Source organism: Formosa sp. Hel1_33_131 (genome assembly GCF_001735745.1).
In the GTDB taxonomy this organism is placed as follows: Bacteria; Bacteroidota; Bacteroidia; order Flavobacteriales; family Flavobacteriaceae; genus Hel1-33-131.
On record NZ_CP017260.1, the window covers coordinates 1,005,219 to 1,017,911 of the forward strand.

Consider the following 12,693-nt stretch of genomic DNA (forward strand, 5'->3'; position numbering starts at 1 on the left):
AATTGAGTAATAAAATTAGAATAACACTGAATTATTTTTACATTTGTTTAAACACCTAAATAAAATACTATGAAATATTTCAAAATTATCTTAACCTCAACATTTCTATTCGTTTTCTTTTTAGCTTGTAAGAACGAGCCAAAATCGGAAATCAAAACGGTAGAAATGAGTGAGGAATCAACAAAAAAACTCGACCCTAATGCGACCTATTCTAAAGCAGAATTTAGTATTAAAGGAATGACTTGCGAAATAGGTTGTGCTAAAACCATTCAGAAAAAACTTGCCAGCATGGAAGGTGTGAAATCTGCAACCGTAGATTTTAAAAACGAAATGGCGATGGTCGAGTACGACGTTGCCAAAGCCAACCCAATGAGCATCACTAAAACAGTGACTTCTGTTTCAGACACCTATTCAGTAGAAAACATGAAAACCGTAGCTGAATTTTCAGGCTCTAAAATGGCCTGTAAGAAAGACTGCAAAAAAGCGTGCTGCAAAGACAAAATGGACGCACACAAAAAAGCCTGCGCTAAAGAGTGTAAAAAAGAATGCTGCGCTAAAAAAGCTTAACGCGACTGCATCAAGGTTTCTATTTCTTCAACTTCAATAGGAATATCTTGCATTAAATTTAAAGGTGGGCCTTCAGCTTGAATGACAACATCGTCTTCGAGTCGGACGCCCATTTTTTCGTTAGGGATATAAATCCCTGGCTCTACCGTAAATACCATATTTGCCGTCATAGGTGTTTCTAAAGCACCAAAATCGTGGGTATCTAAGCCCATGTGGTGCGAAGTTCCATGCATGAAATATTTTTTATAAGCAGGCCATTTTGGATCCTCATTCTGAACATCTGCTTTGTCTATCAACCCTAAATTCAAAAGCTCAGAGGTCATCATTTTTCCAACTTCCACATGGTAGTCTTTCCAAATAGTGCCTGGAACAAGGAGTGCAGTCGCCTCGTTTTTAACATCTAAAACCGCTTGATAAACAGCTTTTTGACGCGCTGTAAAACGACCATTCACTGGGATGGTTCGCGTCATGTCACTGGCGTAGTTCGCGTATTCTGCGCCTACGTCCATAAGCAACATATCTCCATCCTTACAGGCTTGGTTATTTTCTATATAATGCAACACACAAGCGTTGTATCCCGATCCGATGATGGGCGTGTAAGCAAATCCTTTGGAGCGATTATTAAGAAACTCATGCATAAATTCTGCCTCAATTTCGTACTCCATAACACCAGGCTTTATAAAGCCCAACGCTCTTCTAAACCCTTTTTCTGTAATGTCGCACGCTGTTTGCATCAATGCAATTTCTTCTGGTTCTTTCACGCCTCGAATCAATTCCATGATTGGAAAATTAGGCACAATCTCGTGATTCGGATAGGTAGATTTGATCATTTTTAAAAAACGATCGTCTCGAGTTTCCATTTCAACCGCTTGACGGTAATGGTTATTATTGTTAAAATAAAAACTGCTGGCTTCTGCCATCAATGTTGGAAAAATCGAATCAAATTCTTTTAACCAATACACCGTTTGAACTCCAGATGTAGCGGTTGCCTGAGACTTACTAAGTTTGGCACCTTCCCACACCGCAATGTGGTCATTGGTTTCTTTTAAAAATAAAATCTCCCTGTGTGCGGCTTCAGTTGAGCTTGGGAATAAAACTAAAATACTCTCTTCTTGATCCACTCCACTGAGGTAAAAAATATTTCGGTGTTGTTCAAACGGAAGTGTGCTGTCTGCACCCGTAGAAAAAACATCATTAGAGTTAAACACAGCAATCGATTTAGGTTGCATCTGCTGTAAAAATTTAAATCTATTTTTTGTAAATAATTGAGAACTAATCGGTAGGTATTTCATATTTGTTTATTTTTAATGATCAACTGCGACATCTATGATGTCATTTTTACTGAATATCAAGTTTTAGATAGGGATGGTTCACAATCTTATGTATTTAGTCCAAATTTAGAAAAAAAATTATAATAATAGGTAAAATTTAAAATGTTAAAATACCTAAGAAGGAATCTGTTAATTTAAAATAATTATAAATAAGAAAATTAACACGAATGTTATTGTCTAAAACGTTGTCGTGGATTACCTTTGCAAGGTTAAAAAATAGCATATAATTATGAGTGGATTTTTAAAGTCTTCAATCGGAAAAAAGATAGCCATGGCGCTCTCAGCATTTTTCCTCATGTTTTTCATTTTACAACATTTTGCCATCAATATTCTATCTGTCATCAATCCAGACACTTTTAATGAGGTGTCTCATTTTATGGGGACAAATTCTTTGGTTCAATTTGTCATGCAGCCGATTCTTATTTTTGGAGTTGTATTTCATTTTGCAATGGGCTTTGTGTTAGAATATAAAAATTATATGTCGCGATCTGTGAGCTATGCCAAAAATAATGGCAACGCAAATTCTACTTGGATGAGTAGAAACATGATTTATAGCGGCGGATTTATCTTGGTGTTTCTTGTGATCCATTTTATTGATTTCTGGATTCCAGAACTAAACATCAAATACGTTGTTGGAGACTCTTCAGGGCTTTTAGCTGATGGATCAGACTATCGCTATTTTGAAGAACTTCAGCATAAATTTGTACCCCTTTGGCGCGTCGTTCTTTACTGCGTTGGGTTTATCTTTCTCGCATTGCATTTACTACACGGATTCAACTCTGCGTTTCAATCGGTTGGAGCAAATAATAAATATACCAAATCACTAAAAGGTTTTGGAAACGCATACGCAATACTGATCCCCCTAGGATTTATTGTCATCGCACTCTTCCACTTTTTTAATAATACACACTAAAACATAGGATTATGGCTTTAGATTCAAAAATACCAGATGGCCCTTTAGCAGACAAATGGACCAATCATAAAAATAACATTGACCTTGTAAATCCTGCCAACAAGCGTCACATCGACGTTATTATTGTTGGAACTGGACTTGCTGGTGGATCCGCTGCAGCGACCCTTGCTGAACTTGGCTACAACGTGAAAGCGTTTTGTTTTCAAGATTCTCCACGTCGAGCGCACTCTATCGCTGCACAAGGAGGCATCAACGCCGCTAAGAATTATCAAGGCGATGGCGATTCTACATACCGCTTATTTTACGATACGGTTAAAGGGGGCGATTACCGCTCACGTGAAGCAAACGTACACCGTTTAGCAGAAGTATCCACCAACATCATTGACCAATGTGTTGCACAAGGCGTGCCTTTTGCAAGAGATTATGGAGGACTTTTAGACAACCGTTCTTTTGGAGGGGTTTTAGTTTCTAGAACGTTTTATGCCAAAGGGCAAACAGGTCAACAACTATTATTAGGAGCCTACTCTGCAATGAACCGACAGATTGGGCGTGGAAAAATAAAAATGTACAACCGTCACGAAATGTTAGACGTGGTCATCGTAGGTGGAAAAGCCCGTGGGATTATCACTCGAAACTTAGTGACTGGCGAAATTGAACGCCACTCCGCTCATGCAGTCGTGATAGGAACTGGAGGTTACGGAAACGTATTTTACCTTTCTACAAATGCGATGGGAAGTAATGCAACCGCTGCTTGGAAAGCCCACAAACGTGGTGCTTATTTTGCAAACCCTTGCTACACACAAATTCACCCAACCTGTATTCCGGTTTCGGGAGACCACCAATCAAAATTAACCCTGATGTCTGAATCCTTAAGGAATGATGGACGTATATGGGTACCAAAAAAATTAGAGGATGCCAAAGCGATTCAAAATCGTGAATTAAAACCTACAGACCTTGCTGAAGATCAACGTGATTATTTCTTAGAACGACGCTATCCGGCATTCGGAAACTTAGTCCCTAGAGATGTAGCTTCTCGAGCTGCTAAAGAACGTTGTGACGAAGGTTTTGGCGTGAATAAAACAGGGGAAGCTGTCTTTTTAGACTTTGCTGCCGCCATTATCAGATACGGTAAAGAAAAAGCACACGTTAAAGGATTGAATGAAGACGATACTTCACTGATCCAAACCTTAGGAAAAGAAGTCGTTAAAAGTAAATACGGCAACTTATTCCAGATGTACGAGAAGATTGTGGATGAAAATCCATACGAAACACCGATGATGATTTATCCAGCCGTACACTACACAATGGGTGGCGTTTGGGTTGATTATAATTTACAAACAACCATTCCAGGGCTTTATGCAATTGGAGAAGCTAATTTCTCTGATCATGGTGCCAACCGTTTAGGAGCTTCGGCATTGATGCAAGGATTGGCAGATGGCTATTTTGTATTGCCATACACTATTGGGAACTATTTGTCTAAAGACATTAGAACAGGACCAATTCCAACAGATACTGTAGAATTTGAAGAAGCAGAAGCTAAGGTGACTTCGGAAATTAAGCACTTTATCAATAATAAAGGAACCAAGCCTGTGGATTATTTTCACAAACGTCTTGGTAAAATTATGTGGAACAAATGTGGAATGGCTCGAAATGAAAAAGAGTTAAAAGAAGCGATTGAAGAAATAGCTGCACTTCGTGAGGAGTTTTATAAAGATGTACTAGTCCCAGGTTCTGCTGATGAATTTAATGAAGAATTAGCAAAAGCAGGTCGAGTGGCAGATTTCCTTGAATTAGGAGAATTGTTCGCAAAAGATGCCTTGGTACGTGAAGAATCTGCTGGAGGACACTTTAGAGAAGAACACCAAACTCCAGAAGGAGAAGCACAACGAAAAAAAGAGTTTCAGTTTGTATCTGCATGGGAATACAAAGGAGCCCCTAAGGATGCAGAATTGCATAAAGAAGCATTAGTTTACGATAATATTGAAGTTAAAGAACGCTCATACAAATAAGAACTGCTATGAATTTAACATTACAAATATGGCGACAAAAAAACGCCACTACTGAAGGAAAAATTGTAGAATACCCTATTGAAGATATTTCTCCAGACATGTCATTTCTTGAAATGCTGGATGTTTTAAACATGCAACTTATCACCAATGGCGATTCGCCTGTAGCATTTGACCACGATTGTAGAGAAGGCATTTGCGGATCTTGTTCCCTATATATTAATGGAGAAGCACATGGACCCGATCGACTTGTGACCACCTGTCAATTGCACATGCGTAAATTTAAAGATGGGGACACCATTTTTATTGAGCCCTTTAGAGCAGATGCATTTCCAGTCATAAAAGATTTAATTGTGGACCGTTCAGCATTTGATAGAATTCAACATTCTGGTGGTTTTATTTCAGTCAATACTTCTGGGAATACACAAGATGGAAATTCAATTCCAATTTCAAAACACGATGCAGACGAGGCGATGGATGCTGCGACTTGTATAGGCTGTGGTGCTTGTGTCGCGACGTGTAAAAACTCATCCGCAATGCTTTTTGTGGGGGCTAAAGTATCACAATACGCATTACTACCACAAGGTCAAATTGAAGCCACAGACCGTGTTCAAAACATGGTAGCTCAAATGGATTTAGAAGGGTTTGGAAACTGTACCAATACGGGGGCTTGTGAAGTAGAATGTCCGAAAGGAATATCGTTGGAAAACATTGCACGTATGAATCGCGAATTGATCAAAGCAAGTTTGAAGTCTTAATCTTCTAAGATAAATTCTTCAATCGTATCCCATCCTGCGCGAACCTCAACAGGTTCTAGAGCATAGCTCACACGTTCCGGTTGGATTTTCTTTAAATAATCACCGGAGTCATAGACTCCGTTTTTATTGGTATCAAAAATCACTCTTAGAAAATAGATGCCTGGCGTCACCTCATTAAAATCTACTGGCGAGGCTTCTTCCGATAGAGATGTTTCGACCACCGCACCTTTATCATCTGTAAGCTGTACAATCAAAGGATAGACTCCGTTACGAATTTCAATACGAACATCGCCATAAGTTGACTGTAATTTAGTCGTCACTTTAAAATTTAGAGTATCATTTTGAGCCCCATAAAAATCGGTAAAAGCCCCTGGAAGCATTTCTATCGCATAGCTGTTTTCTTCTGTTTTATCAAAATTGAATTCAACCGTATTTGTAAAGGGGTCCAAGGCCATTGTGGGGTTCTGAAACACAGAATCCTTATCCCTAACACGCACTTTGGTGGCATCCATAGAATCTAAGGGAATCGTTGCACTTAGCTTATAAGACTCCTTTAATTTGAGCGAAGAACTAATGGACTTAAATACCAAAGAATCCGATTTAAAATCCTTTATCTTCACCACCGTTGTATCAATAGTTTGTTTGTGTGTCATTTCAAAAATCAACGAATCCACTTCCAATTTTGGACGGAACCAATAGTTGAGCGTGTCTTTGTCCGCCTCTTTGGTGACGACTGAAGCATAGCCCTCAGGAACGTCAGAAAGCAACTTAATGTCCATTATTTCGCCAGCGCCTTCATACCCAAAAGCAAGCTTAGTGGACGACACTTGTCTGGCTCTTTTAAATTTATAATCGATGGATTCTTTAAACATTTTTAACACATAAGCCGTATCTGACGGCACCGTTATAAACTGTTTTCTATACCCTATTATATCTGATTTCGGTTGGTAGGTATAATTAGGATTTTCTTCTTTGAGTGCTGCTAAAAGATAGGTGCCCTCTTTGATGTTTTCTAAACTAAACCCAGAAACACTGTCCGTATTTGTGATGTATTTTGGTTTCTGTTTATAAACAATAGAATCTGTAAAAGTGGAGTCCACTTCATATAATAAGACGGCGATGCGATCGTCCACTTCTTTGTTCAAAGCATCTGTAACGATCCCAGAAACCGAAAGCGAATCAATATAACTCCCCGTAGAAAACACGTATTTATAATATGGAAATAAATTCCCTTCATTGTTATCGGCGATACTTTCACCAAAGTTAAACGCATAAGTGGTATTTGCTTGAAGCGTATCCAGTATTTTAATCTTAATATACTTACTAGCACTTCCAACCGGGGTAATTTCTGGTTCAGGATCCATGAATGGAGAAATGATCAGTTGCTTTTGCAAATCTTTCATTTTGATGTATTCATCAAAATAAATAATGATTTCTTTTGAGTCAAAATTTAGAGAAAAATTCTCTGGAATCGATTTTATAATCACTGGTGGCTCTTCATCTTTTGGCCCACCAGATGCAGTCCCTTTGTTGGCACACTGAGTGAAAATAAAACTTACAACCACTAAAAACCCTAAATTCGCTAACTTCTTACCCATTAATACTGCATTTTACGCAAAGTAACAACATATTTTAGTACTAACGAAAAATGGAATGTGTAATTGCAATGGTTGCAACGCTTAATCGACTCTTGTTTGCTGAATTTAGAACCAATGCACAAGCTTCAATCGTTGCCCCTGTTGTGATGATATCATCCACTAATAGTATATGTTTATGTTCAATCGTGTTTATATTTCGGGCATAAAAACTATGAACCACGGATTGGAAACGCGCTTCTCGAGACTGAAACACTTGGGTTTTGGTGTTGACCGATTTTAGAAGCACATCATCAACGTACGAAGCATTCAACACTTTGGCGATTTGTTGTCCAAAAAGAGCCGATTGATTATACCCTCTTTGTTTTAATTTTTTAGAATGTATTGGCACAGGAATTACAACATCAATGGATTTAAAATACGGAGAATCAAGTAATTCAGCACCCAACCAGTTGCCAAAAATACGCCCAATGTCTTCTTTGCCTTTGTATTTTAGATGATGCAATAGCTGTTGTGCCTTTCCGCTTTTATGAAAATAGAAAAGCGCCGTTGCCGCTTCTAAGTGTATCCGACCATAAAAGATTTTCTTCACTGTTTCAGGACGTTCAAAATGGTAATTGGTTAACGGCAACTCGTGCCGACACTCCACACAAATATCCGGTTCGTTGTCAATTAAAATCGCATCGCAAGCGTGGCATGTTTTCGGAAAAAATAGGTTTACGAGACTTGAGAGCATACAAAGTACATTTAGGTGGGAATAAAATTAAAATAATATTTTATATTTCATCCTCACTTTAAGTTTAATTTAAAAAGTGTTTTCTATTTTTGTAACATGACAAATCAAGGGGAAAGTTTCAAGAAAGTTATTTCGCATGCCAAAGAATACGGATTTGTATTTCAGAGTAGTGAAATTTACGATGGCCTAAGTGCTATTTACGATTATGCACAAAATGGTGTAGAGTTAAAGAAAAATATTCGTGAGTATTGGTGGAAAGCCATGGTTCAAATGAATGAGAACATCGTAGGTTTAGATGCGGCTATTTTCATGCATCCTACTACTTGGAAAGCGTCTGGTCACGTCGATGCTTTTAACGATCCTTTGATTGACAATAAAGATTCTAAAAAACGCTACAGAGCCGATGTTCTTGTGGAAGATTATTGTGCTAAAATTGAAGGCAAGATTGAGAAAGAAGTCAAGAAAGCTGAAAAACGTTTTGGAGACAGTTTTGATAAAAGCGAGTTCATCTCAACAAACGGAAGAGTCGTTGGCTATCAAACCAAAATAAACAGCATTTTATCGCGACTGGCCAAATCTTTAGAAAATGAAGATTTAGCCGATGTGAAAGCACTTATTGAAGAACTTGAAATTGCAGACCCTTTAACCGGTAGTAAAAACTGGACCGATGTAAAGCAATTCAACCTGATGTTTGGCACCAAACTAGGCGCTTCCGCCGAAAGTGCGATGGATTTATATTTACGTCCTGAAACAGCCCAAGGTATTTTTGTAAATTTTTTAAACGTTCAAAAATCGGGGCGCATGAAAATCCCTTTTGGAATTGCACAAACAGGAAAAGCTTTTAGAAATGAAATTGTAGCACGTCAGTTTATTTTTAGAATGCGTGAATTTGAACAAATGGAAATGCAATATTTCATCAAACCAGGAACTCAAAAACAATGGTACGAGCATTGGAAAGAAGCCCGTATGAAATGGCATTTATCATTAGGGATGGGCGCCGACAATTACCGATTCCACGATCATGAAAAATTAGCACACTATGCAGATGCTGCTTCCGATATCGAATTTAAATTCCCTTTTGGATTCAAAGAATTAGAAGGCATTCACTCACGTACCGACTTTGATTTAAGTCAACACGAAAAACATTCTGGCAAAAAACTTCAATATTTTGACCACGAAGAAAATAAAAATTACACACCTTACGTTCTAGAAACGTCCATCGGATTGGACCGTATGTTTTTGGCCGTATTTTCAAATGCATTGACCGAAGAAACTTTAGAAAATAATACCACTCGAACCGTGTTGAAACTGCCCGCAGTCTTAGCACCTATCAAAGCAGCGATTTTACCCCTGGTAAAAAAGGATGGATTGCCTGAAGTTGCAAAAACTATTTTAAGTGATTTGAAATGGGATTTCAATGTGGTATATGATGAAAAAGATGCGGTTGGAAGACGTTACCGTCGCCAGGATGCACTAGGAACACCCTTTTGTATTACCGTGGATCATGATACTTTGGAAGATCATTGTGTCACCATCAGACATCGGGATTCAATGCAACAACAACGAGTAAAAATAGAAGATTTAAAAACGATTATTGAAAATGAAGTCGCCATGAAACACTGGCTAAAGAAAATTAACTAGAGATTAAATTTAACCAATTTTGATATTAAACATAAAACACCTTTTTTATATACTGGTATTTTTAAATACGAGTACTTTTTTTGGTCAAATAAATGACCCTCCAACAGTGACCGCTGTTGGCGATCAAATCTATTGTCCTCAAAGTCAACAGCGGATTGTGACTTATTTTAACGTCACCGACCCAGATGATACGCTTATAGCAGCCAATTGGAATGCAAGGGAAACCGTTTTGCATTACTGTAGATCATGACACTTTAGAAGACCATTGCGCCACCATCAGACATCGAGACTCCGTGGAGCAACAACGTGTGAAAATAGAAATTTTAAAAACAATAATTGAAAATGAAGTCGCCATGAAATAGTGGCTAAAGAAAATTAACCAGAGATTAAATTTAACCAATTTTGATATTAAACATAAGACACCTTTTTTATATACTGGTATTTTTAAATACGAGTACTTTTTTTGGTCAAATAAATGACCCTCCAACAGTGACCGCTGTTGGCGATCAAATCTATTGTCCTCAAAGTCAACAGCGGATTGTGACTTCTTTTAACATCACCGATCCAGATGATACGCTCATACCTGCCTTTTACATTCAAATTTCTTCAGGCTATGTTTTAGGACAAGACCAACTCCTTTTATCGGGATCACACCCTACTATAGCAGCCAATTGGGATGCAAACCAAGCCAAATTAACATTGACGGGGCTTAGTGGCGGTTCTGCCAGTTACACCGATATTATTGCAGCGGTTTATGATGTTGTTTTTAACAGTAGCACTATAAATGTGGGAGCCAAAACCTTTTCATTAACTGCGGGTTCTGCTAATTATTTAGCTTCAACAGATCATTACTATGACTATGTGCCTTCCAATTTAATTACGTGGACCAATGCCAAAGCGACTGCTGAAACGATGAATTATTTTGGATTACAAGGCTATTTAGCCACCTTAACCATCCCTGACGAAGGACAAATATCTGGGGAGTTATCGCCTGGAACAGGCTGGATTGGCGCCTCAGATGTAGCAAGTGAAGGCGTCTGGAAATGGATGACAGGTCCAGAAGCTGGCGATAACTTAGCCTATACCAATTGGAATTCCGGTGAACCTAATGATTACGGGAGCGGCGAAGATTATGCACACATTACTTATAATACAGGAATTCCAGGGTCTTGGAACGATTTACCAAACAACACTACTGGACAACCCTATGATTATCAAGCCAAAGGCTTTGTTATTGAATACGGAGGAACACCCGGAGATCCTGTCTTAAATATATCTGCGTCCACAACTTTCAGTCCGCCTCAAATATTGTCAACCAGCCCATCTGTAAGTTGTGGGAATGACCCTGCAAACCTGTCGGCAACCTCAAACACCAACGATATTTTATGGTATGACAGTCAAAACGGAGGTGCCCTTTTACATACTGGAGACACCTACAATCCTGTTTTAACCACAAGCACCACCTTTTGGGTTTTAGCGTCTAATAATGGCTGTACCACTGGAACCAGAACTGCCGTGACTGCCACGGTTAATTCCGCTCCAACAGTGGACACCCCAGCAAATGTGTCTTCTTGTGATAGCTATACCTTGGCAGCACTCTCCAATGGAGATTATTTCACAGCAACCAATGGCGGAGGAACCCCTGTCAATGCAGGCGATGTCATCTCTGCTTCTACCACCTTATTTGTGTATGCAGAAACAGCCACAACGCCTAACTGTACTAGTGAACACGCTTTTGATATTACAATCAATACAACGCCAGTGGTAGATACGCCAGCAGATGTTTCTGTTTGTGATAACTATACATTACCGGTACTGACCAATGGAAATTATTTTACAGCTTCCAATGGCGGCGGAACAACGCTCAATGCAGGAGACGTGATCTCAGCTTCCACGACCTTATTTGTGTATGCAGAATCCGCAACCACCCCTAACTGTAGCAATGAGCATTCTTTTGACATCACCATTAATATCACTTCAAATACGACGTTTACACAACTAGGACCTATTTGTGAAGGAGGCTCATTAACACTCCCTACAACATCCATTGAAGGGATTACAGGAACATGGTCGCCCATTTTTGACAATACAGTTTCAGATACTTATACCTTTGCGCCCGATTCGAATCCCTGTGCCAATAGCACTACAATGACCATCATGGTGAACCCTATTTTCACCCCCACCTTTACGCAAGTACCCACCATTTGTGTTGGGGATGTTTTACTGGATTTACCAACGGTTTCAAATGAAGGCATTAGTGGCACTTGGTCGCCAGCCATAAATAATACCATCACAACAGAATACACTTTTACACCTACGCCTGTAACAGGAAGTTGTTTTGCAGAAACCAAAATGACCATCTCAGTCTTGACGCAAACAATCCCTTTATTTACACAAGTTGACCCCATTTGTATCGGCAGTGTGCTGGCCCCTTTACCTACCACTTCCAATGGGGGTATTACAGGCGATTGGAGTCCTGCTTTAGATAATTTAGCAACAACGCTTTATACTTTCACACCAGACCCTGGGCAATGTGCAGACGTCACCACCATGACCATTGTGGTGAATCCCATCAGTGTTTTAACAATCGACGCGACAAAGCTGTCGGAAGATTTTGATGCGAATCAAGTTATTTCAGTGTCTGCTACGGGCGGAAGTGGGACTTATGAATACCAATTGAATGGCGGTGTTTGGCAAAGCAATGCAACCTTTGAATATGTAATTGGATGTCAAGAACATACGGTGGCTGTACGTGATGCACTTGGGTGTAGCACAATCCCTGAAACAACAGTAATGATTATGGAATTTCCAAAATTCTTTACGCCAAATGGCGATGGGTATAACGACACTTGGAACATCAAATGTTTGAGAGATGACCCCACTGCGTTGATCTCTATTTTTGACCGTTTTGGAAAACTGCTGTTTCAATTTAGTCCCAATCGCAGTGCATGGAATGGCACCTTTAATGGCTCCATGTTAACAGGAACCGATTATTGGTTTGGAGTGAATTACCTAAACAGTAAGGGAGTGGAAACGCAATTTAAATCCCACTTTTCGTTGAGGTATTGAAAGCACTGTACTTCCCAAAAAAATAGTTTTTAAAACATAGTACAGAAAAACATTAAAAATAACCATGTAATAAAATA

The 12,693-nt window shown here is 39.0% G+C and carries 10 protein-coding genes and 1 pseudogene; 8 read left to right on the forward strand and 3 right to left on the reverse strand.

Annotation, left to right across the window (positions count from 1 at the left end; translation table 11 throughout):
• Window positions 1–69 precede the first annotated feature (69 nt).
• Entirely contained in the window at window positions 70–567 is a 498-nt protein-coding gene (locus FORMB_RS04535) for a heavy-metal-associated domain-containing protein (protein WP_069676322.1), read from the forward strand.
• Here the strand turns inward: FORMB_RS04535 and FORMB_RS04540 are convergent.
• On the reverse strand, window positions 564–1,859 hold the full coding sequence (locus FORMB_RS04540) for an aminopeptidase P family protein (RefSeq protein WP_069676323.1): 1,296 nt from the start codon (window positions 1,857–1,859) through the stop codon (window positions 564–566). The two genes, FORMB_RS04535 and FORMB_RS04540, sit on opposite strands and share 4 nt — an antisense overlap.
• Window positions 1,860–2,127: 268 nt before the next feature.
• Here FORMB_RS04540 and FORMB_RS04545 point away from each other — a divergent pair, with 268 nt between their 5' ends.
• Genes FORMB_RS04545 through FORMB_RS04555 form a run of 3 tightly spaced genes read left to right on the forward strand, consistent with a single transcriptional unit; the run spans window position 2,128 to window position 5,575 of the window.
• On the forward strand, window positions 2,128–2,811 hold the full coding sequence (locus FORMB_RS04545; protein ID WP_069676324.1) for a succinate dehydrogenase cytochrome b subunit: 684 nt from the start codon (window positions 2,128–2,130) through the stop codon (window positions 2,809–2,811).
• Window positions 2,812–2,822: 11 nt separating this feature from the next.
• On the forward strand, window positions 2,823–4,820 hold the full coding sequence (locus FORMB_RS04550; RefSeq protein ID WP_069676325.1) for a fumarate reductase/succinate dehydrogenase flavoprotein subunit: 1,998 nt from the start codon (window positions 2,823–2,825) through the stop codon (window positions 4,818–4,820).
• Window positions 4,821–4,828: 8 nt separating this feature from the next.
• Window positions 4,829–5,575 carry a succinate dehydrogenase/fumarate reductase iron-sulfur subunit gene (locus FORMB_RS04555; protein WP_069676326.1) on the forward strand — a complete coding sequence of 249 codons (747 nt, stop codon included), beginning with the start codon at window positions 4,829–4,831 and terminating at the stop codon, window positions 5,573–5,575.
• Here the strand turns inward: FORMB_RS04555 and FORMB_RS04560 are convergent.
• Together FORMB_RS04560 and FORMB_RS04565 are read right to left on the reverse strand one after the other, a co-directional pair.
• Window positions 5,572–7,173 carry an Ig-like domain-containing protein gene (locus tag FORMB_RS04560; RefSeq protein ID WP_069676327.1) on the reverse strand — a complete coding sequence of 534 codons (1,602 nt, stop codon included), beginning with the start codon at window positions 7,171–7,173 and terminating at the stop codon, window positions 5,572–5,574. The two genes, FORMB_RS04555 and FORMB_RS04560, sit on opposite strands and share 4 nt — an antisense overlap.
• Window positions 7,174–7,213: 40 nt before the next feature.
• Entirely contained in the window at window positions 7,214–7,906 is a 693-nt protein-coding gene (locus FORMB_RS04565; RefSeq protein WP_069676328.1) for a ComF family protein, read from the reverse strand.
• Window positions 7,907–8,002: 96 nt separating this feature from the next.
• Here FORMB_RS04565 and FORMB_RS04570 point away from each other — a divergent pair, with 96 nt between their 5' ends.
• From FORMB_RS04570 to FORMB_RS04575, 4 genes and pseudogenes are all read left to right on the forward strand, one after another.
• Entirely contained in the window at window positions 8,003–9,547 is a 1,545-nt protein-coding gene (locus FORMB_RS04570; protein WP_069676329.1) for a glycine--tRNA ligase, read from the forward strand.
• A gap of 19 nt (window positions 9,548–9,566) precedes the next feature.
• Entirely contained in the window at window positions 9,567–9,797 is a 231-nt protein-coding gene (locus FORMB_RS13110; protein ID WP_197493513.1) for a hypothetical protein, read from the forward strand.
• A pseudogene (locus tag FORMB_RS12805) lies at window positions 9,766–9,909 on the forward strand (His/Gly/Thr/Pro-type tRNA ligase C-terminal domain-containing protein); the annotation flags it as partial. The gene FORMB_RS13110 and the pseudogene FORMB_RS12805, both read left to right, overlap by 32 nt.
• A gap of 40 nt (window positions 9,910–9,949) precedes the next feature.
• Window positions 9,950–12,616 carry a T9SS type B sorting domain-containing protein gene (locus tag FORMB_RS04575; RefSeq protein ID WP_069676330.1) on the forward strand — a complete coding sequence of 889 codons (2,667 nt, stop codon included), beginning with the start codon at window positions 9,950–9,952 and terminating at the stop codon, window positions 12,614–12,616.
• Window positions 12,617–12,693: the final 77 nt, after the last annotated feature.